We start from the raw sequence: 24,547 nt of genomic DNA on the forward strand, positions 1-24,547 counted from the left end.
GCGACCCGCGTAATTAGTTAATTTCGATACGGCGCGGTTTTTTCTCTTCCGGAATCACACGTTCCAGTTCGATAAACAGCAGGCCGTTAACCAGGTTCGCGCCTTTAACGTGAATGTTCTCGGCTAACTGGAACTTGCGTTCAAAGTTGCGCTCGGCGATGCCCTGGTAAAGGTAGGTACGTTCTTTCTGCTCGGCCGCATGGGAACCTTTCACCACCAGCAGGTTGTCCTGCGCGGTGATCTCCAGTTCGTTTTCTGCAAAACCGGCGACGGCAATAGCGATGCGGTAGTGGTTTTCGTCAACCAGCTCAACATTGTATGGAGGGTAGCCGTTGCTCTGGCTTTGGTTATTTTCTAAATGGTTAAACAGGCGGTCAAAACCAATTGCAGAACGGTATAGCGGAGAAAGATCGAAGTTACGCATAAATAAAACTCCTGAAATCAGCGAGAAAATGTAGCCTTCCACCATGGACAGGCCTTTGTGCCCCCGAACACCCATCAGGCGAGTTCGTTATCGGGCCACATTCTTAAAATGGGTCTGCAACCGGGCTTTTCAAGCGCCAGGGCTGCACTTTTTTTTGCACTTTTGTGCATCTCGCATAGACTGGGACAACAGCACAAAGGGTTAAATTGCGATGGCTGCCACAGTGCGGGGTTGTCGGGCTATCCATTTTGGATAAGGCTCGCTATAACCCTGAGTTGCAGGTCTATGCAGTGCCATTAACGATGACTGAGTGATGATGAAAAATGTTCTGATAAAGCTGACGACGTTCAGCGGGGTAGTTTTACTTTGCGGGTGTTCGAGCGTGATGTCTCACACCGGCGGTAAAGAAGGAACATATCCGGGGACCCGTGCCAGCGCGGAAATGATCTCCGATGACGATACAAACTGGGGCACCAAATCCCTGGTTATCCTGGATATGCCGTTTACGGCTGTGGCGGATACGCTTCTGCTGCCGTGGGATATATTTCGTAAGGACAACTCCGTGCGCTCACGGGTAGAAAAAAGCGAGCAGGAGAATCTGGCGACAAACGCCATCATCCCGCCCGCTGAAATGCCTCCACGCTAGTTCTGTGCGGTTTCCGTTAACCACAGCTGACGGAAACCGCCTGTCTCCTCCATCCACGCAATAAAGCGCCCGTCCGGGGAAAACACCACCGCATCAGCAGACGGCGGATTGCCGTGACTGGACGTCAAAAACGTCACCTTCCCGGTCCGTGCGTCGCAGCAGGCGATCCGATCTTCAAGCACAAACCCCAGATGATTACCGGAAGGATGCCAGTTAAATGCAGACTGGATGCCGCTCTCAGTATGGGTTAACTGGCGCGGCTCGCCGCCCTCGGGTGAGATTAACCACAGCTGAACCGTACCGTTTTCATCACGCATCAGAAACGCGATCTGCGTCCCCTGCGGGTTGCTGCGAACCCAGTGGCGCGGCACGTTCACCAGACCCGGATAGCGGTTCTGATGGGTAAAGGTCAACCGGCGCTGCATTACCCCCGCGGGCGGCGCAGGCAGGGTTTCTGCTGTGCCCTGCAGCGGCGCATCGCCCGCACGCTTCCAGCCCTGCTCGTCTTCCGGCAGGTCGACGATAAACAGTTCAGGCACTTTCTCACCCTGCGCAGAAAGGGTATCGCCGATAAACGCCAGCCTGTCGTTACCCACCCAGCCCTCTTCATAGGCGCGGTTGATCTCATCGCTGCCCGGCTGCGGGTCGGGCGTCGTGCAGCTGACCAGCACGCTCCAGAACGAGCCAGAATATTCCCGTGGATGGTTACCCTGCGGGTTCACCGGGCCGTAAGGCGCAGCCACGCCGACGTTGCGTAAATCAAGCTTAGGGTCGCGCGCGTGCAGGACATGGTCGTTATAGGTAAAGCTGACGAGCTGCCCGTTCGGGCTGTAGACGTGGACGTGGCTGCCGCCGCGCAGCGCGCCTGCGGTGTAAGGCGCGGTGATATCCATCGCATCCAGATTGCTCACCTGACCGTTACAGGCAATGACTCCCTGACGATGATGAAAATCATAGTGCCAGTCTGCATCCGGGTTTTTCGGGCCGTGGATAAAGACGTATTTCTCCTGGACAGGATGAACGGTCACCACGCCGACGTGCGCGCCGTCAGTGGCGCGATAAACCACCTCCACCTCGCCCGAATGGACGTTAACCCGCTCAATGGTTTCACCGGTGAACGACGCCCCCGACGGTCGCACGTCGTAGACCAGCCACTGGCTGTCCGGCGTCCAGGTATTGATATTGGTGAGCTGGTGGTTACGGGAAGCGAAGGTGATTTGTTTCATGAGGATACCCTGATGCGCGGTTTTCGCATCAGGGTAAAACATCAGCGGAATTTAGCCTACTCGTTTAACGTCGCCCACCAGCAGAATGTAGGAGAGCGCACCGATCAGCGCAACCGCCGAGATATAGACCAGCGCCGGACCAAAGCCGTAGTCCTGCGCCAGGTAGCCGATAACCAGCGGCACGGTGATGCCGCCCAGCCCGCCAACGAAGTTAAATACGCCGCCGGTCAGGCCAATCAGCCGCATCGGTGCCAGAGACGACACCAGCGACCAGGTGATCGAGGCGAAACCATTCCCGAAGAACGCCAGCGCCATCAGGGCCATAATCCACACCGGATCGTTAGTGTAGTTGGCGCCCATGATGCAGGTGGAGATCAGCAGCCCGCAGATAATCGGCGTTTTACGCGCCACGCCCAGCGAATAGCCTTTTTTCACCAGCTTATCGGCCATCCAGCCGGAAAGCAGTACGCCGAAGAAAGCCGCCAGGAACGGTACGGTCGTCATAAAGCCCGCCTTCAGCGCGGTAATCCCCTTCTCTTGGGTCAGGTAGTTCGGGAACCAGGTCAGGAAAAACCACAGCGTTGAGGTGACCGCAAACTGGCCCAGATACACGCCTACCAGCTTACGGTGGAAGACCAGCTTCCAGTCCGCTTTGGTCAGCGGCTGGCGCGCCTCTTTTTTGACCGGCGCATCGCCATCCACCAGGCCACCGCCGTCGCGGATGTAGTCCAGCTCGGCTTTGGTGATGCTTTTGGTCAGACGCGGCGGCTGGTAAACCTTGAACCAGATCAGCGACCAGATAATGCCAATCCCACCGGTGACGATGAACACCCAGTGCCAGCTCAGCAGCTCCTGGATCCAGATCAGCAGCGGCGTCAGGAACGCCAGACCGACAAACTGACCGGAGGTATAAAAGCCAACGGCAGACGCGCGCTCGTGTTCCGGGAACCAGCTGGTCACCATGCGGTTGTTGGTGGGAAATGCCGGCGCTTCGAAAATACCGGTGATGGCACGCAGGCCAATCAGCGACATCAGCCCGGTGGCGAAGCCCTGGAACAGGGTCGCCACGGACCAGCCGAAAATGGCGATGAAGTAAGTCAGACGTGACCCCACGCGGTCAAGGAACCAGCCGCCGGGGATCTGGCAGAGCGTATACAGCCAGGCAAACGCCGAGAAGACGTAGCCCATTTCCGCTTTGGTGATGCCAAACTCTTCCTGAATATGAGCCGATGCCACGGCAAGGTTGGCGCGGTCGACATAGCAAATGACCACGGTAATAAAGATCATGATGAGCGTCAGGTAGCGGCGACGCCCGGTTTTTGCAGCAGTAACTGGAATATCCATCGCAATCTGTCTCCAGATTTTGGGCATAGCGAAGCCGCTCACCATGCCCTGTAATTTACAGAGGGTTATAATTTTGTATGTATGTTTTTTGCCCGGTGGCGCTTCGCTTACCGGGCCTACGGGAGGGCGATCACCACTCCGCTACGCTGCCGTCCTCATGACGCCATAGGGGATTACGCCAGTCCGGCGCGTTTTTACTGAGCTCAATGACTTTGGCTTCGTCAATTTCCACGCCAAGGCCCGGCTTCGTTAACGGTTTAAAGAAACCGCCTTCCATGCTGAAGTCTTCTTTGTTTTTCACAAAATCGAGCAGTTCCGCGCCCTTGTTATAGTGAATGCCCATGCTCTGTTCCTGGAACACGGCGTTGCGGGAAACAAAGTCAACGTGCAGACAGGCAGCCAGCGCGATCGGTCCGAGCGGGCAGTGCGGGGCCAGCGCCACATCATAGGCTTCAGCCATCCCGGCAATTTTGTAGCATTCGGTGATGCCGCCCGCGTGGGAGAGATCCGGCTGCAAAATCGCAATGCCGCCCGCTTCCAGCACGCGCTTGAACTCGAAGCGAGAGAACATACGTTCACCCGCCGCGATAGGGATATGGGTCTGTTCTGCCAGCTTCGGATAGTACTCCGCCTGCTCGGCCAGCACCGGCTCTTCAATAAACAGCGGGCGATATGGCTCCAGCTCTTTAATCAGCACTTTGGCCATCGGTGCGCTGATGCGGCCGTGGAAATCCAGACCAAACTCAATCTCGTTGCCGAAGGCTTCACGGATTTGCGCCACGGTATTCACGGCACGATCGACCGCACGCGAGTTGTCGATAACGCCCATCTCTTCACAACCGTTGAGCTTGAAGGTGTCAAAGCCGATGTTGCGCAGCTGCGTGATGCCGTCGATCACCTCCGCAGGACGGTCGCCGCCCACCCAGCTGTAGGCTTTGATTTTGTCGCGCACCAGGCCGCCCATTAGCTGCCAGACCGGCGCATTCAGCACTTTGCCTTTGATATCCCACAGCGCCTGATCGATGCCTGCGATGGCGCTCATCAGGATCGGGCCACCGCGGTAGAAACCCGCGCGGTACATCACCTGCCAAAGGTCGTTAATGCGCGCCGGATCCTGACCAATCAGGTATTCACCCAGCTCGTGCACCGCCGCTTCTACGGTGCGCGCGCGCCCTTCAATCACCGGTTCGCCCCAGCCCACAACCCCTTCATCGGTTTCGATTTTCAGGAACATCCAGCGCGGGGGTAAACGGTACGTGGTGAGTTTGGTTATTTTCATTTCACTGCCTCTCGATACGCTTTCACAAATGCTCTCGCCTGCTGCGCGGTACGTTCCACGGGTTGTCCGGCGCGATACAGATCGCTGCCCAGCCCCGCGCCCACACAGCCCGCGCTCATCCACTGGCCCAGGTTTTCTGGCGTTACGCCGCCCACGGCAAAGACCGGCACGCTGGCAGGCAATACCGCTTTCAACGCTTTGATGTAGTCCGGTCCAAAAGCCGATGACGGGAATATTTTGAGCGACTGTGCGCCCGCATCCAGGGCAGTAAAGGCTTCCGTGGCGGTGGCGCATCCCGGGCAGACGGTCATGCCGTAACCCACCGCGCGGCGGATCACCTCAGGCTGAATGTTGGGCGTGACGATAAGCTTGCAGCCCATTTTCGCCAGTTCATCCACCTGCTCCGGGTGCAGCACGGTGCCTGCGCCAATCAGCGCCTTCTCACCGAATGCCTCCACCACGGTCGGAATGCTTTTTTCCCACTCCGGCGAGTTGAGCGGGATTTCTACCGCGTCGAATCCGGCGTCGATAACCGCACCGACGTGGGCTAACGCCTCATCGGGCGTAATGCCGCGCAAAATCGCGATAAGGGGAAGATCAGTTTGCCACTGCATGAGCGATGCTCCTTATTCCTGCCTGAAATGCCGTGTCGCCGGATAACGTTGAAACATCGCCCCCACTGGCGCGGAACGCCTGCTCGTAGCGCGAGGTCAGCGATGCCCCTGCGACAATCGTGATAGCCTGCCCCTGCGCGACAAAATCACGCATGCTGGCGACCTCTGCGCCAATCAGCAGGCCAGAAAGAAACTCGCTAACCTGCTCGCGCGGAAGGCTTCCCAGCACGTGCGAGGCGCGAACCTCAAATAGAGACGGCAGAACATCAGGCGAGGTGAGGCCACGCTCAAGACCGGCGGTAAAGGCCTCAGGGGACGTTTTCTGCTCGGGCAACCCCGCGCCCACCAGCGAGTGATTGAGCAGCAAATGGTGTAATTCGCCGGTCATCACAGTGCGAAAATCGTGGATTTGCTCAGCGTCAGCCTGGACCCACTTGCAGTGCGTGCCGGGCATGACGTAGACAGAAGAAGGAGAAAGCGTGCGCGCGCCAAGCAGCTGCGTCTCTTCGCCGCGCATCACGTTGTGGTTATCGTCGCGAGAGACGCACAAGCCGGGAATAATCCAGATATTGTCGCCAACGGACGTTAACTGCTCGCCTATAGTGGAGAAATGGGCAGGAACAGGCAGATAAGGCGCAACTTTCCAGCCTACGTTGCTGCCGACCATGCCCGCCATGACCACCGGCGTGGCGCTATCGCGCCAGTTTTGTGTGACCTCTGCTAACACCGCCTCGGGGGATTTACCGTTCAGGCGCGTCACGCCTGCTTCTGATTGCCTGCTCTCCAGGCACTGCTCGCCCTGATAAAGCCAGGCGCGCAGATTGGTCGATCCCCAGTCAATTGCGATGTAGCGAGATGTCATGTGATTTCCTTCAGCCTTCGTGTCGAGCTGGCGATCATGGTGAGCGCCGCCTGCTCTGCCGCATCGCCGTCCTGATGCCGTATCGCATCGAACAGCGCTTTATGTTCCTGGAGCGTTTTCGGCATGTTGGCCTCATCGCCCATCCAGGTACGTTCAAATACCGCCCGCTGTAGCGAGCTAATCGCCACGCTAAGTTGCTGTAACACCGGGTTATGCACCGACTGCAGCACCGCCTCGTGATAGCGAATGTCCGCCTCGTTGAACGCCTCCCGGTTCTGGTTATTGGCGATCATGTCGTTCAGGGCCGACTCAATCTGCGCCAGGTCGCCTGACGTTGCGCGTTCCGCCGCCCAGCGGGCGATGGCCGGTTCAACCAGGTTTCGTACCTCGCTCATCGCGCCAATGAGCCGTGGGTCGTAGTCGTTTTCCAGCACCCACTGCAGAACGTCGGTATCGAGGTAGTTCCACTGGTTGCGCGGGGCAACAAACGCGCCGCGGTACCGTTTCATTTCAATCAGCCGTTTCGCCATCAGCGAGCGGAACACTTCCCGGATGATGTTGCGCGAGGTTTCAAACTCCTCGCACAGTTCGGCCTCTGCCGGTAGCGGTGATCCGGGAACGTATTTGCCCCCCACAATCTGGGTGCCCAGCGTGATGACGATGCGATCGGTTTTATTGAGAGTCATGGAGAGTCCTTGTGCTCTGTATGTCCATCACTACTTTACCGCGACCGCTGAATTTCGCCTCACTTTTGCAGTACAAACGTGAGGGCGTTCGTCTTTGTCGTGGTGCTAATGTAGTACAATCAAATAATGTTGTACTACAATATGGATCACAAAAAGAACAATTCGATAAATTCAGCGCAAAAAAAAGCCCCGGTTGATAACCGAGGCTGATGACTGAAAATTAAGTATTACTGCAGAACAAACTTCTCAATCGCGTATGCCACGCCGTCTTCCAGGTTAGATTTGGTCACGAAATTAGCCACTTCTTTCACCGACGGAATGGCGTTATCCATCGCCACGCCCATGCCCGCAAATTCAATCATCGCGATGTCGTTTTCCTGATCGCCCAGCGCCATGATCTCTTCAGGCTTAATGCCTAAAGCATCGGCCAGCGATTTTACGCCCGTGCCCTTATTAACGCGTTTATCGAGGATTTCGAGGAAGTACGGCGCGCTTTTCAGCACGGTGTACTTCTCTTTTACCTCTGCCGGAATGCGCGCAATCGCTTTATCCAGGATCTCGGGTTCGTCGATCATCATCACTTTCAGGAACTGGGTGGCCGGATCCATCTTCTCGGCTTCGCAGAACACCAGCGGAATGGTCGCCACGTAGGATTCATGTACCGTGTAGTAGCTGATATCACGGTTGGCGGTGTAGAGCGTATTGCGATCGAGCGCGTGGAAGTGGGAACCCACTTCGCGGGACAGTTTTTCCAGGAACAGGTAGTCGTCGTAGCTCAGCGCGGTTTGCGCAACGGTACTGCCGTCCGCGGCTTTCTGCACCAGCGCGCCGTTATAGGTGATGCAGTAGTCGCCAGGCTGATTCATGTGCAGCTCTTTCAGATAGCTGTGCACGCCGGCATACGGACGCCCCGTGGTCAGGACCACATTCACGCCCTTTGCGCGCGCCGCGGCGATCGCGTTTTTAACGGCTGGAGAGATAGTGTGGTCTGGCAGCAGCAGCGTGCCGTCCATATCGATTGCAATGAGTTTGATAGCCATGAGTTCCCCGGGATAAATGAGTGCTGCCTCATGCTAACGCGATTAAGCCCACAAAAATAGAGCTACCTTGCGCAACAAAACACCCCTTTTACGCCCATCCCGGGGAACGACGACTCACTCGCGGGTGAGAACAATTTTACCGAACGCGCCGCGATCCAGATGTTCGAGCGCCTGTTCGAGTTCATCAAAGCGGTAGCGATGCTCAATCACCGGTTTCAGACCCGTGACGTCAACGGCACGGACGAAATCTTCCAGCGCCCGGCGATGACCAACGCCAATCCCCTGAATAGACGGGGATTTCAGCAACAGCTCGCCAGCGGACAGCGAAATGTCCGTCCCGGCCAGCACGCCAATGACCGAGATACGTCCATGAACGGCAACGGCGCGCAGGGAATGCTTCAGGTTCTCCCCACCTACGGTTTCGATAATATGGTCGATGCCGCGATCCTGCGTGAGCGCCAGCGTATTTTCAGCCCAGTCGCCTTTCAGACGGTTGATGCCATGGTTGGCCCCCAGCTTTTTAGCCAGCGCCAGTTTTTCATCGCTCCCCGAGGTGACAAACACCTCTGCGCCGTGCGCTTTGGCAATTTGCAAAGCGAAAATCGCCACGCCGCCGGTCCCCTGCACCAGCACCGATTGCCCGGCGCGTAAATGTCCGCGCTCCACCAGCGCGAACCAGGCGGTTAGCCCTGCGCAGGGTAATGTGCTGGCCTCTGCATCATCCAGGGTCTTCGGAGAGGCCACCAGCGCGTCTTCCTTCACAATCACATACTCGGCCAGCATGCCCTGGAAGTATCCGCCGGACGTTTTATAGGGCAGATTGCGCGCGTCCGCCTGCGGCTTACCGTCGATCCACTCAGGGAAGAAGGTTGAGATGACGCGCGCACCGGGTTTGAAACGCGTAACGCCTTCGCCGATGCTGTCCACCACGCCCGCCATGTCAGACGCCGGTGTAAACGGGAAGGAAAGCGGAATCGGCATCGTGCCTTCAATCACCATTTTATCGCGATAGTTGAGCGCAACGGCATTTACCCGTACGCGCACTTCGCCCGGGCCAGGCTGTGGAACAGGTTCCTGAATGAGTTTGAGGCTCTCGCGCCCGAGGGCGCTCATGGACCAGCGCTGCATTGTCTCTGTCATTTTTTCTCTCCTGCCATCAATTAAGCTTTAGTACTGACAGTCTACCGTTGACGTCTGGTCACCAGTGGCGATAAGTTTTCTCTTAATTGATGCCAGAACAGATACAATCTATGACCGATACGCTAAAGGATATTCCCGTATTTGTGGCTGCCGTTGAGGCAGGAAGTTTTGCTCAGGCCGCCATTCGTCTGCATTTGTCACGCTCGGCGGTAGGAAAAAGTATCGCTCGCCTTGAGCAGCGGCTGGGAGTGCGCCTGTTTCAACGCACCACCCGCAGCCAGAGCCTGACGGATAACGGCGCGCTTTTTTATGAACGCTGCCTGCGCGCGCTGGAGGAGATTCGGGGCGCTGAGTCGCTGTTTGAAACAGGAAAACAGCAGGTCAGCGGCCGCCTGCGCGTTGCCATGCCGGTGCTGTTTGGTCGCCAGTGTGTCGCCCCGCTGCTGATAGAACTGGCGCAGGAACACCCCGGCCTTGAACTGGAAATGTCGTTCAGCGACCGCGTGGTGGATCTCGTCGAGGAAGGGTTTGATATGGCGGTGCGTAACGGCACGCTGCAGGACAGCAGCGTGCTGGTCGCCAGAAGGCTGGGGGAACACCGCATGGTGCTGTGCGCCGCGCCGGATTATCTGCAGAAAAGAGGTCAGCCAGAAACCGTGGCTGATTTACCCCACCATGCGGCCATTAACTATCTGCGGGCAGGCAGAGTATTACCCTGGCAGCTGATGGATTCCGAAGGGGCGTCGCACACCTTTACCCCCCGCTCATCGCTCAATATGGATGATTTGCAGGCGATCTGCGACGCGGCGCTGGCCGGACACGGCATTGCATGGTTGCCCTGCTGGATGGCCAGCAGAGAAATTCATCAGGGAAAACTTGTCCCGCTGCTAAAGCAGGCGCCCGATGTGCGCTTCGACGTTCATGCGGTCTGGCGGCAGACGCCGCATCTGCCGCTGAGAGTCAGAATTGCCGTCGATACGCTCGCCAGCCGTTTACCGTCAATGCTGTCGCTGGATATGCCTGCGCCCATAAAAAAGCCGCGCTAAAAGCGCGGCCTGTTTTTTGCCGTGTAACGGCATTAAATATCAATGTTCGCCGCTTTCAGCGCGTTCTCTTCGATGAAGGCACGACGTGGTTCAACCGCATCGCCCATCAGGGTAGTGAACAGCTGGTCGGCAGCAATCGCGTCTTTAACGGTGACGCGCAGCATGCGGCGGCTCTCTGGATCCATGGTGGTTTCCCACAGCTGGTCCGGGTTCATTTCACCCAGACCTTTATAACGCTGGATCGCGAGGCCACGGCGGGACTCTTTCACCAGCCATTCGAGCGCCTGCTCAAAGCTGGCTACCGGCTGACGACGTTCGCCACGTTCGATAAACGCATCGTCTTCGATCAGGCCGCGCAGCGTCTCGCCGAGCGCGCAGATACGACGGTATTCCGGACCGGTCACAAACTCGTGCTCCAGCGGATAGTCGGTATCGACGCCGTGGGTACGCACGCGAACGATCGGCTCGAACTGCCCGTCAGCATTCTGCTGAATATCGCACTTCCACATGCTGCCGTGCTGCTCTTTCTCGTTCAGATCGGTCACCAGGGCGTTCACCCAGCGGGTTACGGTCTGTTCGTCGCTCAGATCGGCTTCGGACAGGGTTGGCTGATAAACCAGCTCCTTCAGCAGCGTTTTCGGATAGCGGCGTTCCATACGGGTGATCATTTTCTGCGTAGCGTTGAACTCGGACACCAGACGCTCCAGCGGCTCGCCTGCCAGCGCAGGGGCGTGAGAGTTCGCGTGCAGGGTAGCGCCATCAAGCGCAATCGCGATTTGGTACTGATCCATCGCTTCGTCGTCTTTGATGTACTGCTCCTGCTTGCCTTTCTTCACTTTGTACAGCGGCGGCTGGGCAATGTAGACGTGACCACGCTCAACGATTTCAGGCATCTGACGATAGAAGAAGGTCAACAGCAGCGTACGGATGTGCGAGCCGTCGACGTCCGCATCGGTCATGATGATGATGCTGTGATAGCGCAGTTTGTCAGGGTTGTACTCGTCGCGGCCAATGCCGCAGCCCAGCGCGGTGATGAGCGTCGCCACTTCCTGAGAAGAGAGCATCTTGTCGAAGCGCGCCTTCTCAACGTTGAGGATTTTACCCTTCAGCGGCAGAATCGCCTGGTTCTTACGGTTACGGCCCTGCTTCGCAGAACCGCCCGCGGAGTCCCCTTCCACAAGGTACAGTTCGGACAGCGCAGGGTCGCGTTCCTGACAGTCAGCCAGTTTGCCCGGCAGGCCTGCGAGATCCAGCGCGCCTTTACGACGGGTCATTTCGCGGGCTTTACGCGCCGCTTCACGGGCACGCGCCGCATCAATAATCTTGCCCACAACGATTTTCGCGTCGGACGGGTTTTCCAGCAGGTATTCGCTCAGCAGTTCGTTCATCTGCTGCTCAACCGCCGATTTCACCTCGGAGGAGACCAGCTTGTCTTTGGTCTGCGAGGAGAACTTCGGATCCGGTACCTTCACGGAGACAACGGCAATCAGGCCTTCACGGGCATCGTCGCCGGTGGCGCTGACCTTCGCTTTTTTGCTGTAGCCTTCTTTGTCCATGTAGGCGTTCAGGGTACGGGTCATCGCCGCACGGAAGCCCGCCAGGTGCGTACCGCCGTCGCGCTGTGGAATGTTGTTGGTAAAGCAGTAGATGTTTTCCTGGAAACCGTCGTTCCACTGCAGCGCCACTTCTACGCCGATACCGTCTTTTTCGGTGGAGAAGTAGAAGATATTCGGGTGAATAGGCGTTTTGTTCTTGTTCAGATACTCAACAAACGCCTTGATCCCGCCTTCGTAGTGGAAGTGGTCTTCTTTGTTGTCGCGTTTGTCGCGCAGGCGAATAGATACGCCGGAGTTCAGGAACGACAGTTCACGCAGGCGTTTCGCCAGAATGTCGTACTCGAATTCGGTGACGTTGGTGAAGGTTTCGAGGCTTGGCCAGAAACGCACCATGGTACCGGTTTTGTCGGTATCGCCGGTGACGGCCAGCGGAGCCTGCGGCACGCCGTGGGTATACAGCTGACGGTGAATTTTGCCTTCGCGCTGGATAACCAGTTCCAGCTTCTGTGACAGGGCGTTAACCACGGAAACGCCTACGCCGTGCAGGCCGCCGGAAACTTTATAGGAGTTATCGTCGAACTTACCGCCTGCGTGCAGGACGGTCATAATCACTTCGGCCGCAGATACGCCCTCTTCCGGGTGAATACCGGTTGGGATGCCACGACCATCATCGGTGACGGAGACGGAGTTGTCCGCATGAATGGTGACCACGATGTCTTTACAGTGACCCGCGAGCGCTTCGTCGATAGCGTTATCTACCACCTCGAATACCATGTGGTGCAGACCGGTGCCGTCATCCGTGTCGCCGATATACATACCCGGGCGCTTACGCACCGCATCCAGTCCTTTCAGGACTTTGATACTGGAGGAGTCATAAGAATTCGACATCAACGTTTCTCGCTCATTTCAACTTGGGTTAATCCGTTATTTTACCCTTTTCCACGGTAAACATCTTCGAATTTTCGTCCGACATGTCTATAACGTGTTCAGCGCTAATGGCGCTGACGAAAACCTGCGACTGCGTGGCTTTTAAGCGGCTGGCAAGCAGCCCGCGCCGCGCGTCGTCGAGTTCCGAGGCAAAATCATCTATCAGGTACAGGCAGCGTCTTCCGCTTTCGCGGGTGAGAAACTCCCCCTGTGCCAGGCGCAGCGCGCACATCAGGAGCTTGAGCTGCCCGCGCGACAGCGTATCTTCCACCGGCGCACCGTCGGCACGAATGCGGAAATCCGCCTTGTGCGGGCCATGCGCGGTGTAGGTCAACATGCGGTCGCGCTCGAAGTTTCTCTCCAACACCTCGGCATAATCCGTCTCTTTCTCCCAGCCGCGCTGGAAGGAGAAGGTGAGAGAGAATTCGGGTAAAAACTGTTTGCAGGTGTCGGCCATGTCTTCGGCGATACCCGCGCTGTATTCGGCACGCCAGTTGCTGATTTGTTCCGCAAGAGGAATGAGTTCCATATCCCACGGACGCAGCTGGGCGTAACGCGTCACCTGGCGCAACGCGGCGTTACGCTGCTTAAGCAGGCGCTTCAGGTTGCTCCAGGCGTTAAAGAAACCGGCTTCGTTGTGAAAGCATCCCCAGTCGAGGAACGCTCTTCTGTATTTGGGGCCGCCGTTGAGTAAAGTAAACCCCTCTGGCGTAATCAGCTGCATCGGCATCAATAGTGCCAGCTCGGCCACTTTGTGACCGTCGGTACCGTCGATGCGCACCTTGCTGTCGCCCTGCTTGTCTTTGGTCAGGCCGATGGCGGTTTCCCGCTCCGTCCCCTGTAAACGCCCGTGCAGAACAAAAGATTCCTGTTCGTGGCGGATGACGCGACCAATCTGCAAACTGCGAAACGCCCGACCGTGGCCGAGCGTGTAGATGGCCTCAAGCACGCTGGTTTTGCCGCTGCCGTTTGCGCCAACCAGGAAGTTAAAGCCAGGGGATAAAGCGAGATCCGCGCTTTCGATATTGCGAAAGTCACGGATCAACAGACGGGTGAGCGACATTACAGTCTCATTGGCATGACAACATAGGCAGCCGACTGTGATGCGGCATCTTCAATCTGTACGCTTGAAACGGAGTCGGTCAGCAGGATGCGCACGTTCTCGCATTTCAGCGCATTCAGCACATCCAGCACGTAGCTGACGTTAAAGCCGATTTCCATCTCGGTTCCGGCGTAGGTGACGTCCAGAATTTCTTCTGCCTCTTCCTGCTCCGGGTTATTGGCGGTGATTTTGATCTGGTTTTCACTCACGTACAGGCGCACGCCGCGGAATTTCTCGTTGGAGAGGATCGCGGCACGGGCAAAGGCCTGCTTGAGGCTATCGCAGCCTGCTTCCAGCGTTTTGTCCGGGTTCTTCGGCAATACGCGGCGATAATCCGGGAAACGACCGTCAACCAGCTTCGATGTGAAGACAAAATCACCCACGTGTGCGCGAATATTGTTGCTGCCGATCTGCACGCGCAGCGGCGTGTCGCCACCGTCGAGCATACGCATCAGCTCAATCACCCCTTTACGCGGCACGATCACCGAATGGTTTGGCAGCGAGTCGCCAATCGGCATTGAACAGACCGCCAGACGGTGGCCGTCGGTCGCCACGGTACGCAGCTCTTCACCTTCGGTTTCGAACAACATGCCGTTTAAGTAGTAACGAACGTCCTGATGCGCCATGGAGAACTGCGTGGCTTCAATCAGACGCTTCATCGTCGCCTGCGGCAGGGTGAATTCAACTTCGCTCTGCCAGTCGTCCAGGTTCGGGAAGTCGGCAGCGGGCAGCGTGGAGAGCGAGAAACGGCTGCGGCCAGAGCGCACCAGCATACGGTCGCCTTCCAGCTGCACGGCGATTTCAGCGCCTTCCGGCAGCCCACGGCAGATATCAAAGAATTTACGTGCCGGAACCGTGGTCGCGCCCGCGTCGTGCGGCTGAGTCAGCGTAACGCGCGCGATCATTTCCATTTCCAGATCTGTACCGGTCAGCGACAGCGTACCGTCCGCGACCTGAAGCAGCAGGTTTCCGAGAATAGGCAGCGTTGGGCGGCCACCTAATGGGCCACTCACCTGTTGCAGCGGTTTTAATAAATGTTCACGTTCAACGGTAAATTTCATAGCGTCACGATGATAATGTTCTGATTAGATTGGAAAAATCTTCTTTTATGTCGTGGCTTTCTTCGCGTAACTGCTCAATCTTGCGACAGGCGTGCAGCACGGTCGTATGGTCACGGCCACCAAACGCATCCCCGATTTCCGGCAGACTGTGGTTGGTTAACTCCTTTGCCAGCGCCATCGCCATCTGACGCGGGCGCGCCACCGAGCGGGAACGACGTTTAGACAGTAAATCTGCCACTTTGATCTTGTAGTACTCAGCCACCGTCTTTTGAATATTGTCGATAGTGACCAGTTTTTCCTGCAATGCCAGCAAATCACGCAGCGCTTCACGCACAAAATCGATGGTGATCGCACGACCGGTAAAGTTGGCATTGGCGATAACGCGGTTCAGTGCCCCTTCGAGCTCACGCACGTTGGAGCGCAGACGCTTGGCAATGAAGAACGCCACTTCACCCGGCAGGCGAATGTCGTTTTCATCGGCTTTCTTCATCAGGATCGCGACGCGGGTTTCCAGCTCCGGTGGCTCGATCGCCACGGTCAGGCCCCAGCCGAAGCGGGATTTTAGACGATCTTCAACGCCGTTGATCTCTTTTGGATAACGATCCGAGGTCAAAATGATCTGCTGATTGCCTTCCAGCAGGGCATTGAAGGTGTGGAAAAACTCTTCCTGCGATCGTTCTTTATTGGCAAAGAACTGAATGTCATCGATCAGCAGGGCGTCAACGGAACGATAGTAGCGTTTAAACTCTTCGATCGCATTGTTTTGCAGGGCTTTTACCATGTCCTGAACGAAGCGCTCGGAGTGCATATACACCACTTTGGCATTGGGCTTGCGCGCCATAATGCCGTTGCCCACCGCATGCAGCAGGTGCGTTTTACCCAGACCCGTGCCGCCATAGAGGAACAGCGGGTTATAGGCCCCACCGGGGTTATCAGCAACCTGGCGAGCCGCCGCGCGCGCCAGCTGGTTCGACTTACCTTCAACGAAGTTATCGAACGTGTGTTTCACGTTAACGTTAGAGCGGTAGGTTGGCTCAGCCGGTGCAGGGACATTATCCCAGCCCTGACGAGCGGGTGCGACGCGAGGGGCCGGCGCGGGTGCGGCCTGAGCAGGCGCAGCCACGTTCACGGTTTCACGTACGGTTTGGGTGACCGGCTTTGTGCCCACTTCAAAGCGCAGCTGCGGGGCGTCTGACCCGCAGAAATCGTTCAGCAGTCCATTGATGTTATTAAGGTACTTGTCCCTTACCCAATCGAGCACAAAACGGTTTGGCGCATACAAAGCCAGCGTGTTATCGCTCAGTTCCGCCTGCAACGGGCGGATCCACATACTGAATTCTGTGGCTGGTAACTCATCCTGCAATCGGGCAAGACACTGCTGCCAAAGCGAAAGTGACACGGCGGACTCCACTCGAACAATAAAAGAAAACTATTGAATATTCATGATTGTTGGCGCACATCGACATGACCCAAAGAGGGGGATGTGCGAACCGCTATCTGCGGTTATACACGCCATCGTTGATACAATCTGAACGATGTTGTGTTTATGCCCGGCCTGGATCGCTGGATCCCGATCGGGACCGCGGATCATAGCCTAAACTGAGCCAGAGATCTTCTGTTTCTCACAGATTCTTCCCGATTTATCCACAGGAAGATCCGGAACCGGGTAAGTGTAAACGATCCTGGCGCGAGTGCCCCGCGATTTAGTCCGCATATTGGAAAAATTAATGAGCACAGACAATTTATTGCTTAAATGATCTAACGAAGATCCAGGACGATCCTTGCGCTTTGTTGGCGAGGCCGTATAATCCTCGACCCGGCGCGTGATGCTCATCTTCCTGCGTCGTCCGTTGCTCATTTTCCACGCGAAAACGTGCGGAAATACGCGGGAAATAAGGAAAGAGAATTGACTCCGGAGTGTACAATTATTACAATCCGGCCTCTTTAATCACCCACGCTGAGGCGTTAGTCGTTCGAAACTCGTTCGGGTATACGCAAAAGTCAGTGAATTTATTCAAGTTTAGGTAGAAATCGCCATGAAACGCACTTTTCAACCGTCTGTACTGAAGCGCAACCGTTCTCACGGCTTCCGTGCTCGTATGGCTACTAAAAATGGTCGTCAGGTTCTGGCACGTCGTCGTGCTAAAGGCCGCGCTCGTCTGACCGTTTCCAAGTAATAAAGCTAACCCCTGAGTGGTTAAGCTAGCATTTCCCAGGGAGTTACGTTTGTTAACTCCCGCTCATTTCACTTTCGTCTTCCAGCAGCCATTACGGGCTGGCACGCCGCAAATCACCATCCTCGGCCGCCAAAATTCGCTGGGGCATCCCCGCATCGGTCTCACAGTCGCCAAGAAAAATGTTAAGCGTGCGCATGAACGCAATCGGATTAAACGTCTGACGCGTGAAAGCTTCCGTTTACGTCAGCACGAACTGCCTTCTATGGATTTCGTGGTGGTGGCTAAAAAAGGGGTTGCCGACCTCGATAACCGTGCTCTCTCGGAAGCGTTGGAAAAATTATGGCGCCGCCACTGTCGCCTGGCTCACGGGTCCTGATAGCCCTCATTCGGGTCTATCAACGCCTGATTAGTCCGCTACTCGGGCCGCACTGCCGTTTCACACCAACATGCTCAAGCTACGGAATTGAGGCATTGCGCAGGTTTGGAGTGATAAAAGGCAGTTGGTTGACGGTGAAACGCGTATTAAAATGCCACCCTTTACACCCCGGTGGAGACGACCCCGTCCCCCCAGGACCCTTTGATACCAGAGAACACTAACGATGGATTCGCAACGCAATCTTCTTATCATCGCTTTGTTGTTCGTGTCTTTCATGATCTGGCAGGCATGGGAGCAGGATAAAAATCCTCAACCCCAGCAGCAGACCACGCAGACTACGACCACCGCAGCGGGTAGCGCCGCCGACCAGGGCGTACCGGCCAGTGGCCAGGGGAAACAGATTACGGTTAAGACCGATGTGCTTGAGCTGACAATCAACACCCGTGGTGGTGATGTTGAGCAGGCGCTGCTGTTGACCTACCCGAAAGAGCTGAAGTCTTCCGAACCGTTCCAGTTACTGGAAACCACGCCAGAGTTTATCTACCAGGCGCAAAGCGGCCTGACCGGTCGTGATGGCCCGGATAACCCGGCTAACGGTGCGCGTCCGCTGTATAACGTCGAGAACGACACGTTTGTGCTGGCTGATGGTCAGAACGAACTCGTTATTCCGATGACTTACACCGACGCCGCAGGCAACACCTTCACCAAAACCTTCACCCTGAAACGCGGTGAATATGCGGTGAACGTGGGCTACAGCGTACAGAACGCCGGTGAGAAACCGCTGGAAATCTCGACCTTTGGTCAGCTGAAGCAGTCCATCAATCTGCCGTCCCACCGTGATACCGGAAGCAGCAACTTTGCGCTGCATACCTTCCGCGGTGCGGCGTACTCCACGCCTGATGCGAAGTACGAGAAATACAAATTCGACACCATTGCCGATAACGAAAACCTGAACGTCAGCTCCAAAGGCGGTTGGGTGGCCATGCTGCAGCAGTATTTCGCGACCGCGTGGATCCCGAATAACGACGGTACGAATAACTTCTACACCGCGAACCTGGGCAACGGTATTGCCGCCATCGGCTACAAGTCTCAGCCAGTTCTGGTTCAGCCGGGTCAAACCGGTAAGATGGCAAGCACCCTGTGGGTCGGCCCGGAAATTCAGGACAAAATGGCTGCTGTTGCGCCGCACCTGGATCTGACCGTCGATTACGGCTGGTTGTGGTTCATCTCTCAGCCGCTGTTTAAGCTGCTGAAGTTCATCCACAGCTTCCTGGGTAACTGGGGCTTCTCCATTATCGTTATCACCTTCATCGTTCGTGGCATCATGTACCCGCTGACTAAAGCGCAGTACACCTCCATGGCGAAGATGCGTATGCTGCAGCCGAAGATTCAGGCTATGCGTGAGCGTCTGGGCGATGACAAACAGCGTCAGAGCCAGGAAATGATGGCCCTGTATAAGGCAGAGAAAGTGAACCCACTGGGTGGCTGCTTCCCGCTGCTGATTCAGATGCCAATCTTCCTTGCGCTGTACTACATGCTGATGGGCTCCGTTGAGCTGCGCCACGCGCCGTTCGCACTGTGGATCCATGACCTGTCTGCACAGGACCCGTACTACATCCTGCCGATCCTGATGGGCGTGACGATGTTCTTCATCCAGAAGATGTCGCCGACTACCGTGACCGACCCGATGCAGCAGAAGATCATGACCTTTATGCCGGTCATCTTCACCGTGTTCTTCCTGTGGTTCCCGTCAGGTCTGGTGCTGTACTATATCGTCAGCAACCTGGTGACCATCATCCAGCAGCAGCTGATTTACCGTGGTCTGGAAAAACGTGGCCTGCATAGCCGCGAAAAGAAAAAGTCCTGATCCGTTAAGTTAACGCTAAAATAAGGGCGGTCGATTGACCGCCTTTTTTATTTGTATTGAACGAGACCAACCATGAGCCATAACGACACTATCGTCGCCCAGGCAACCCCACCGGGACGCGGTGGTGTAGGCATTCTGCGTATCTCCGGCCTGAAGGCGCGCGAGGTCGCTGAAGCGGTACTGGGTAAGCTGCCAAAGCCGCGCTACGCTGATTACCTGCCGTTTAAAGATACCGACGGCACGCCGCTGGACCAGGGCATTGCGCTGTGGTTCCCCGGCCCGAACTCCTTTACCGGCGAAGACGTGCTCGAGCTGCAGGGCCACGGCGGCCCGGTCATCCTCGACCTGCTGTTAAAACGTATTCTGACCCTGCCAGGCCTGCGTATTGCGAAGCCTGGCGAGTTCTCCGAGCGTGCCTTCCTCAACGACAAGCTCGACCTGGCGCAGGCCGAGGCGATTGCTGACCTGATCGACGCCAGCTCTGAACAGGCGGCCCGCTCCGCCCTGAACTCGCTGCAGGGGGCATTCTCCGCGCGCGTGAATCATCTTGTGGAAGCACTTACTCACCTTCGAATCTACGTCGAAGCGGCTATCGACTTCCCGGATGAGGAGATCGACTTCCTCTCTGACGGTAAAATCGAAGCCCAGCTCAACCAGGTGATGAACGATCTCGACGCCGTGCGTGCCGAAGCACGTCAGGGCAGTCTGCTGCGTGAAGGGATGAAGGTAGTGATTGCCGGTCGCCCTAACGCCGGTAAATCAAGCCTGCTGAACGCCCTGGCGGGCCGTGAAGCGGCGATCGTAACAGACATTGCCGGAACCACCCGCGACGTGCTGCGCGAGCATATCCATATCGACGGGATGCCGCTGCACATCATTGATACCGCCGGTCTGCGCGATGCCAGCGACGAGGTTGAGCGCATCGGTATCGAGCGCGCCTGGCAGGAGATAGAGCAGGCCGACCGCGTGCTGTTTATGGTGGACGGCACCACCACCGACGCCGTTGACCCGGCGGAGATCTGGCCGGACTTTATCGCCCGACTGCCGGCTAAGCTGCCAATCACCGTGGTGCGTAACAAGGCAGACGTGACGGGCGAAAAGCTGGGCATCAGCGATGTGAATGGTCATTCACTTATTCGCCTGTCGGCGCGTACCGGTGAGGGCGTGGACGACCTGCGTAACCACCTCAAACAGAGCATGGGTTTTGACACCAGCATGGAAGGCGGCTTCCTGGCGCGTCGTCGTCACCTGCAGGCGCTGGAAGAGGCGGCAAACCACCTTGTTCAGGGTAAAGCGCAGCTGATTGGCGCGTGGGCGGGTGAACTGCTGGCGGAAGAGCTGCGTCTGGCGCAGCAGAATCTGAGCGAGATTACCGGGGAGTTTACGTCGGACGATCTGCTGGGAAGGATCTTCTCAAGCTTCTGCATTGGTAAATAACTACCGCTGATTAATGGTGATTTCCTCCTGGGAAATCACCATTGTCCAAATGGCAACTCGCCTAATTCCCTGTCACCCCCTATCCTGCTTGCCTGCATCTATGGGGGGTTTATGGCTCGTTTTCTGTTTTGTAGTTTTGCGCTGGTTCTGCTTTATCCATCTGGCATTGATATGTATCTGGTGGGATTACCGCACATCGCCCGCGATCTGGGTGCCAGCGAAGCGCAGCTGCACATCGCGTTTTCGGCCTACCTCGCGGGGATGGCGTCGTCGATGGTTTTTGCCGGAAAGATAGCGGACAAGGCAGGCCGTCAGCCTGTCGCCATAGCGGGCGCCATCATTTTTGCCCTGGCATCGCTTCTCTGCTCGCAGGCAGAGAACAGCACCCTGTTCCTGACAGGACGATTTATCCAGGGGACTGGCGCGGGCGGTTGCTACGTCGTCGCCTTTGCGATTTTGCGCGATACCTTAAGCGCCCAGCGTCGCGCTAAGGTGCTATCGATGCTGAACGGCATTACCTGCATCATCCCGGTGCTGGCTCCGGTCGTGGGTTATCTGATCATGCTGAAATTCCCGTGGCAGAGCCTGTTTTGGACCATGACGGCCATGGGCGCGCTGGTGTTTGTCCTGTCGATCGCCGTGCTGAAAGAGACCCATCCCGGATCGCAGAATACCGGTCATACCCCAACAATCCACCCCGCCGAGAAGCTGCTTAACCGCTTCTTCCTCAGCCGTCTGGCCGTGACGACGTTAAGCGTGGCGGTGATCCTGACCTATGTAAACGTTTCCCCGGTTTTACTGATGGAGACTATGGGCTTCGACCGCGGCGAGTATTCTACCGTGATGGCGTTAACCGCAATGGTGAGTATGGCAGTCTCGTTTTCTACGCCTTTTGCGCTGAACGTCTTTCGCCAGCGCACGCTGATGCTGACCTCACAGGTTTTATTCCTCACCGCAGGCGTTATCCTGGCGACCACCAGCTCACATGCGGTAATGCTGGTGGGGATTACCCTCATTTGTGCCGGGTTCTCGGTTGGCTTTGGCGTGGCGATGAGTCAGGCGCTCGGTCCGTTTTCACTGCGGGCAGGCGTGGCAAGCTCGGCGCTGGGTATCGCGCAGGTCTGCGGCTCGTCCCTGTGGATATGGCTGGCGGCAGTTATCGGACTTAACGCCCTCAATATGCTGATCGGGATTCTGATTGGCTGTAGCATACTCTGCATCATCTTACTCATGGCCATCCAGCCCGCGGCGCATTATGAAGAAGCCCATCAGCAGTCTCGATCTTAACCTGTTGCTTTGCCTGCAGCTTTTGCTGCAGGAGCGCAGCGTCACCAAAGCGGCGAAGCGGATGAACGTGACGCCGTCGGCAGTGAGTAAATCACTGGCTAAACTGCGTGACTGGTTCGACGACCCGCTGTTTGTCAAAACGCCGTTAGGGCTGCTGCCGACGCCGCTGACGGTAAGCCTGGAGCAGGATCTGGCCGACTGGATGCAAATCGGCAACCAGATCCTCGATAAATTCCACCATGACTCCCCTGGCGGGCTGACGTTCGTGCTCGCCGCCGAAACGCCGCTGATGCTGATCCGCTTTAATGCCCTGCTGGAGCAGGTGAATCAGCGCTATCCACAGGCTACGGTGAAGATGCGCCACTGGGATTACGACTCGCTGGACGCCATTACGCGTGGAGAGGTGGATCTGGGCTTCACCGGACGCGAAACGCATCCGCGTTCCCGCGAGCTGCTGAAGCTGTTGCCGTGGTTTATCGACTACGAGATCCTGTTCAGCGACCGTCCGTGCGTGTATCTGCGTGAGGATCACCCCGCGCTTCAGGATGAATGGAACCTCGAAACCTTCCTGCGCTATCCGCATATCAGTATCTTCTGGGAACGCAGCGACACCTGGGCGCTGGACGAAGTGCTAAAGGAGATGGGTCGAGAGAGAAATATTGCTATGTGCGTGCCGGGCTTTGAGCAGTCGATGTTTATGGCAGCCCAGCCCGGGCATAACTATATCGCCACGGCTCCGCACTACTGCCACCACTACAATCAGCTCCACCAGCGGAAGCTGATCGCGCTGCCCATTCCCATTGACGAAGCGCAGGCTGAAAAGCTCACCGTTCCCTTCACGCTAATCTGGCATAAACGGAACAGCCATAACCCGAAAATCCTCTGGTTGCGGGAGACCATCAAGGCGCTGTACGGTGCGAGCGATCCAATTTTTGCCTAAGAAAATGTAAAGTTCGGTCCTAAGGCTTCTCTTACTCCGATTTACTGATTAAAACAGGAGTCAAGTTAAGCGATAATCATGTAACCGTTTAACCGATTACGACCATTATCAAGGAGCGAACAATGGCTACGCACTTTGCAAGAGGGATACTTACGGAAGGACGTCTCGTATCGGCCAGACTATCTTCATCCTGCCACAGTGAAGCACTCACTCTCCCGGAACACCGCAGGACGCGCTTTTTAGCGTCCCGGGCGCTGCTCGCGGAACTGCTGTTTATGCTGTACGGCACCACCGAACTGCCGGACATCATTACCCAACCAGAAGGCCGCCCGGTCTTTGCCGACCCGGAGCTCCCGCGATTTTCCATTGCCTACACGGGCAATATCATTGGCGTCGCGCTGGCCACCGAAGGGGATTGCGGGCTGGATATGGAACTTCAGCGCGCGACGCGAGGCTTCCACGGCGCAAACCCGCACGATGACTACCCGCTCTCAAGCAACGAAAAACTGTGGGTGCGCAACCAGAACGATCCCATCGAGGCCAGAGCCCAGCTCATCACCCTGCGCCAGAGCATTCGCAAGCTCTGCGGCTGCGCGTCAGACGACGCCAGTCTGCTGCAGCTGCTGCCAGGCTCCGGACGCCTGCGTGCCGCCAAAGCTACGCTGGTAGAGGCGCTCAGTGACGCAGAGGATGTGCTCATTTGGTCCATTGCGGTTACCCCCGCCATCGAACGCATGAAAATCTGGGAATTTGACAGTCAACAGGGATGGCGTAGCCTTCCTGATGTGCCCGAGCGCGCCAACGAGCCCGCCGCACGCCTGATGCGTTTAACCAGTTTACCGGCAGAAAAAGCATATACCCTTAGCTGATCCAATCAGGGTCATCATGATGAAACAGGAGTAATCATGTCTGATACGTTGAAAGTAGTTACGTTACTGGGAAGCCTGCGCAAAGGTTCGTTTAACGGGATGGTTGCCCGCACGCTGCCGCAGCTGGCACCGGCAGGTATGGAAATTAGCGCCCTGCCGTCTATTGGCGATATTCCGCTCTACGATGCAGACGTGCAGCAGGAAGAGGGTTTCCCGCAGAGCGTCGAGACGCTGGCAGAGCAGATTCGCCAGGCCGACGGCGTGGTCATCGTCACGCCGGAGTACAACTACTCGGTTCCGGGTGGCCTGAAAAACGCCATTGACTGGCTGTCCCGTATCCCGGAGCAACCGCTCGCGGGTAAACCGGTGCTGATCCAGACCAGTTCTATGGGCGCCATTGGCGGCGCGCGCTGCCAGTATCACCTGCGTCAAATCCTGGTCTTCCTGGATGCGATGGTGATGAACAAGCCGGAATTTATGGGCGGAGTGATTCAGAACAAGGTCGACCCGCAGACGGGTGAAGTGGTGGATCAGAGCACACGCGACCATCTCTCTGGCCAGCTGACGGCGTTTGGGGATTATATCAAGCGGGTGAAGGCGTAAGGTGAAGTGCGGGCTGATGCCCTCACCCTGGCCCTCTC

At 56.7% G+C, this 24,547-nt stretch carries 24 protein-coding genes and 1 other annotated feature; of the genes, 11 read left to right on the top strand and 13 right to left on the bottom strand.

Translation table 11 applies throughout. The features are described 5' to 3' along the window. Positions 1-13: 13 nt before the first annotated feature. Complete coding sequence (gene ibpA, locus M2433_RS16390) at positions 14-424, bottom strand: small heat shock chaperone IbpA (RefSeq protein ID WP_010426546.1); 411 nt, start codon at positions 422-424, stop codon at positions 14-16. Further along, positions 418-489 (bottom strand) — a sequence feature (ROSE (Repression Of Heat Shock gene Expression) occurs in the 5'-region of heat shock genes and acts as an RNA thermometer to modulate expression.). (Overlaps the previous gene by 7 nt.) 248 nt (positions 490-737) lie before the next feature. On the opposite strand from ibpA, the gene M2433_RS16395 reads away from it, so the two are divergent. Beyond that, entirely contained in the window at positions 738-1,070 is a 333-nt protein-coding gene (locus M2433_RS16395) for a YceK/YidQ family lipoprotein (protein ID WP_429055175.1), read from the top strand. On the opposite strand, the gene M2433_RS16400 is transcribed toward M2433_RS16395, so the two are convergent. From M2433_RS16400 to M2433_RS16435, 8 genes are all read right to left on the bottom strand, one after another. Then, positions 1,067-2,296, bottom strand: coding sequence for a DUF3748 domain-containing protein (locus tag M2433_RS16400; RefSeq protein ID WP_429055172.1), 1,230 nt, complete (start codon positions 2,294-2,296; stop codon positions 1,067-1,069). The genes M2433_RS16395 and M2433_RS16400 overlap by 4 nt on opposite strands. Before the next feature lie 51 nt (positions 2,297-2,347). Next, complete coding sequence (locus M2433_RS16405; protein WP_429055170.1) at positions 2,348-3,685, bottom strand: MFS transporter; 1,338 nt, start codon at positions 3,683-3,685, stop codon at positions 2,348-2,350. A gap of 85 nt (positions 3,686-3,770) precedes the next feature. Then, entirely contained in the window at positions 3,771-4,919 is a 1,149-nt protein-coding gene (gene dgoD, locus M2433_RS16410; RefSeq protein ID WP_429055169.1) for a galactonate dehydratase, read from the bottom strand. Further along, a complete protein-coding gene (locus M2433_RS16415; protein ID WP_429055167.1) occupies positions 4,916-5,533 on the bottom strand; it encodes a 2-dehydro-3-deoxy-6-phosphogalactonate aldolase in 618 nt (205 codons plus the stop codon). The genes dgoD and M2433_RS16415 overlap by 4 nt, the downstream gene beginning before the upstream one ends. Beyond that, complete coding sequence (locus tag M2433_RS16420) at positions 5,517-6,395, bottom strand: 2-dehydro-3-deoxygalactonokinase (protein ID WP_429055165.1); 879 nt, start codon at positions 6,393-6,395, stop codon at positions 5,517-5,519. Before M2433_RS16420 ends, M2433_RS16415 begins: the two co-directional genes overlap by 17 nt. Continuing rightward, positions 6,392-7,081, bottom strand: coding sequence for a D-galactonate utilization transcriptional regulator DgoR (gene dgoR, locus M2433_RS16425; RefSeq protein WP_003861109.1), 690 nt, complete (start codon positions 7,079-7,081; stop codon positions 6,392-6,394). Before dgoR ends, M2433_RS16420 begins: the two co-directional genes overlap by 4 nt. 227 nt (positions 7,082-7,308) lie before the next feature. Then, positions 7,309-8,121: a sugar-phosphatase gene (gene yidA / locus M2433_RS16430; RefSeq protein ID WP_047347427.1), complete on the bottom strand. Its 813-nt coding sequence runs from the start codon at positions 8,119-8,121 to the stop codon at positions 7,309-7,311. A gap of 114 nt (positions 8,122-8,235) precedes the next feature. Beyond that, entirely contained in the window at positions 8,236-9,261 is a 1,026-nt protein-coding gene (locus M2433_RS16435) for a zinc-dependent alcohol dehydrogenase family protein (protein ID WP_429055161.1), read from the bottom strand. 110 nt (positions 9,262-9,371) lie between these two features. On the opposite strand from M2433_RS16435, the gene M2433_RS16440 reads away from it, so the two are divergent. Further along, on the top strand, positions 9,372-10,307 hold the full coding sequence (locus tag M2433_RS16440; protein WP_429055159.1) for a LysR substrate-binding domain-containing protein: 936 nt from the start codon (positions 9,372-9,374) through the stop codon (positions 10,305-10,307). Between the two features lie 32 nt (positions 10,308-10,339). On the opposite strand, the gene gyrB is transcribed toward M2433_RS16440, so the two are convergent. The 4 genes from gyrB to dnaA are packed head-to-tail and all read right to left on the bottom strand — an operon-like array spanning position 10,340 to position 16,352. After that, the gene (gyrB, locus tag M2433_RS16445; RefSeq protein ID WP_429055156.1) at positions 10,340-12,751 is read right to left on the bottom strand and encodes a DNA topoisomerase (ATP-hydrolyzing) subunit B; all 2,412 of its coding nucleotides are present in this window, start codon (positions 12,749-12,751) and stop codon (positions 10,340-10,342) included. A 28-nt stretch (positions 12,752-12,779) separates the two neighbouring features. Beyond that, positions 12,780-13,853: a DNA replication/repair protein RecF gene (recF, locus tag M2433_RS16450; protein ID WP_429055153.1), complete on the bottom strand. Its 1,074-nt coding sequence runs from the start codon at positions 13,851-13,853 to the stop codon at positions 12,780-12,782. Continuing rightward, positions 13,853-14,953: a DNA polymerase III subunit beta gene (gene dnaN / locus M2433_RS16455; RefSeq protein ID WP_010426557.1), complete on the bottom strand. Its 1,101-nt coding sequence runs from the start codon at positions 14,951-14,953 to the stop codon at positions 13,853-13,855. Before dnaN ends, recF begins: the two co-directional genes overlap by 1 nt. Before the next feature lie 4 nt (positions 14,954-14,957). Then, complete coding sequence (gene dnaA / locus M2433_RS16460; RefSeq protein ID WP_010426558.1) at positions 14,958-16,352, bottom strand: chromosomal replication initiator protein DnaA; 1,395 nt, start codon at positions 16,350-16,352, stop codon at positions 14,958-14,960. Between the two features lie 637 nt (positions 16,353-16,989). On the opposite strand from dnaA, the gene rpmH reads away from it, so the two are divergent. The 9 genes from rpmH (at position 16,990) to M2433_RS16505 (ending at position 24,509) form a co-directional block, all read left to right on the top strand. Then, the gene (gene rpmH / locus M2433_RS16465; protein WP_000831330.1) at positions 16,990-17,130 is read left to right on the top strand and encodes a 50S ribosomal protein L34; all 141 of its coding nucleotides are present in this window, start codon (positions 16,990-16,992) and stop codon (positions 17,128-17,130) included. 16 nt (positions 17,131-17,146) lie between these two features. Next, complete coding sequence (gene rnpA / locus M2433_RS16470) at positions 17,147-17,506, top strand: ribonuclease P protein component (protein ID WP_032640303.1); 360 nt, start codon at positions 17,147-17,149, stop codon at positions 17,504-17,506. After that, complete coding sequence (yidD, locus tag M2433_RS16475; RefSeq protein WP_001307474.1) at positions 17,470-17,727, top strand: membrane protein insertion efficiency factor YidD; 258 nt, start codon at positions 17,470-17,472, stop codon at positions 17,725-17,727. The genes rnpA and yidD overlap by 37 nt, the downstream gene beginning before the upstream one ends. 2 nt (positions 17,728-17,729) lie before the next feature. After that, complete coding sequence (gene yidC, locus M2433_RS16480) at positions 17,730-19,373, top strand: membrane protein insertase YidC (protein WP_429055127.1); 1,644 nt, start codon at positions 17,730-17,732, stop codon at positions 19,371-19,373. Positions 19,374-19,445: 72 nt separating this feature from the next. Beyond that, on the top strand, positions 19,446-20,810 hold the full coding sequence (gene mnmE / locus M2433_RS16485) for a tRNA uridine-5-carboxymethylaminomethyl(34) synthesis GTPase MnmE (protein ID WP_429055126.1): 1,365 nt from the start codon (positions 19,446-19,448) through the stop codon (positions 20,808-20,810). Between the two features lie 111 nt (positions 20,811-20,921). After that, on the top strand, positions 20,922-22,097 hold the full coding sequence (locus M2433_RS16490; RefSeq protein WP_429055124.1) for an MFS transporter: 1,176 nt from the start codon (positions 20,922-20,924) through the stop codon (positions 22,095-22,097). Further along, positions 22,066-23,037, top strand: a complete 972-nt coding sequence (gene yidZ, locus M2433_RS16495) for an HTH-type transcriptional regulator YidZ (RefSeq protein WP_193941585.1) — start codon at positions 22,066-22,068, stop codon at positions 23,035-23,037. The genes M2433_RS16490 and yidZ overlap by 32 nt, the downstream gene beginning before the upstream one ends. A 122-nt stretch (positions 23,038-23,159) precedes the next feature. Further along, complete coding sequence (locus M2433_RS16500) at positions 23,160-23,906, top strand: 4'-phosphopantetheinyl transferase family protein (protein WP_429055122.1); 747 nt, start codon at positions 23,160-23,162, stop codon at positions 23,904-23,906. A gap of 36 nt (positions 23,907-23,942) precedes the next feature. Continuing rightward, positions 23,943-24,509, top strand: a complete 567-nt coding sequence (locus M2433_RS16505; protein WP_429055120.1) for an NADPH-dependent FMN reductase — start codon at positions 23,943-23,945, stop codon at positions 24,507-24,509. The last annotated feature ends 38 nt before the right edge of the window (positions 24,510-24,547 follow it).

The sequence above is a fragment of the Enterobacter sp. AC1 genome (genome assembly GCF_050434705.1).
GTDB classification, from domain to species: Bacteria; Pseudomonadota; Gammaproteobacteria; order Enterobacterales; family Enterobacteriaceae; genus Enterobacter; species Enterobacter cloacae_L.

Excerpts from the sequence above, each read along its gene's own strand:
- rpmH (WP_000831330.1), top strand. The coding sequence starts at position 16,990 with ATGAAACGCACTTTTCAACCGTCTGTACTGAAGCGCAACCGTTCTCAC.
- M2433_RS16420 (WP_429055165.1), bottom strand. The coding sequence starts at position 6,395 with ATGACATCTCGCTACATCGCAATTGACTGGGGATCGACCAATCTGCGC.
- M2433_RS16505 (WP_429055120.1), top strand. The coding sequence starts at position 23,943 with ATGTCTGATACGTTGAAAGTAGTTACGTTACTGGGAAGCCTGCGCAAA.
- yidA (WP_047347427.1), bottom strand. The coding sequence starts at position 8,121 with ATGGCTATCAAACTCATTGCAATCGATATGGACGGCACGCTGCTGCTG.
- dnaN (WP_010426557.1), bottom strand. The coding sequence starts at position 14,953 with ATGAAATTTACCGTTGAACGTGAACATTTATTAAAACCGCTGCAACAG.
- M2433_RS16490 (WP_429055124.1), top strand. The coding sequence starts at position 20,922 with ATGGCTCGTTTTCTGTTTTGTAGTTTTGCGCTGGTTCTGCTTTATCCA.
- M2433_RS16440 (WP_429055159.1), top strand. The coding sequence starts at position 9,372 with ATGACCGATACGCTAAAGGATATTCCCGTATTTGTGGCTGCCGTTGAG.
- M2433_RS16500 (WP_429055122.1), top strand. The coding sequence starts at position 23,160 with ATGGCTACGCACTTTGCAAGAGGGATACTTACGGAAGGACGTCTCGTA.
- dgoD (WP_429055169.1), bottom strand. The coding sequence starts at position 4,919 with ATGAAAATAACCAAACTCACCACGTACCGTTTACCCCCGCGCTGGATG.
- yidC (WP_429055127.1), top strand. The coding sequence starts at position 17,730 with ATGGATTCGCAACGCAATCTTCTTATCATCGCTTTGTTGTTCGTGTCT.
- dgoR (WP_003861109.1), bottom strand. The coding sequence starts at position 7,081 with ATGACTCTCAATAAAACCGATCGCATCGTCATCACGCTGGGCACCCAG.
- M2433_RS16415 (WP_429055167.1), bottom strand. The coding sequence starts at position 5,533 with ATGCAGTGGCAAACTGATCTTCCCCTTATCGCGATTTTGCGCGGCATT.
- yidZ (WP_193941585.1), top strand. The coding sequence starts at position 22,066 with ATGAAGAAGCCCATCAGCAGTCTCGATCTTAACCTGTTGCTTTGCCTG.
- M2433_RS16395 (WP_429055175.1), top strand. The coding sequence starts at position 738 with ATGATGAAAAATGTTCTGATAAAGCTGACGACGTTCAGCGGGGTAGTT.
- mnmE (WP_429055126.1), top strand. The coding sequence starts at position 19,446 with ATGAGCCATAACGACACTATCGTCGCCCAGGCAACCCCACCGGGACGC.
- gyrB (WP_429055156.1), bottom strand. The coding sequence starts at position 12,751 with ATGTCGAATTCTTATGACTCCTCCAGTATCAAAGTCCTGAAAGGACTG.
- M2433_RS16400 (WP_429055172.1), bottom strand. The coding sequence starts at position 2,296 with ATGAAACAAATCACCTTCGCTTCCCGTAACCACCAGCTCACCAATATC.
- yidD (WP_001307474.1), top strand. The coding sequence starts at position 17,470 with ATGGCGCCGCCACTGTCGCCTGGCTCACGGGTCCTGATAGCCCTCATT.
- recF (WP_429055153.1), bottom strand. The coding sequence starts at position 13,853 with ATGTCGCTCACCCGTCTGTTGATCCGTGACTTTCGCAATATCGAAAGC.
- ibpA (WP_010426546.1), bottom strand. The coding sequence starts at position 424 with ATGCGTAACTTCGATCTTTCTCCGCTATACCGTTCTGCAATTGGTTTT.
- M2433_RS16405 (WP_429055170.1), bottom strand. The coding sequence starts at position 3,685 with ATGGTGAGCGGCTTCGCTATGCCCAAAATCTGGAGACAGATTGCGATG.
- M2433_RS16435 (WP_429055161.1), bottom strand. The coding sequence starts at position 9,261 with ATGACAGAGACAATGCAGCGCTGGTCCATGAGCGCCCTCGGGCGCGAG.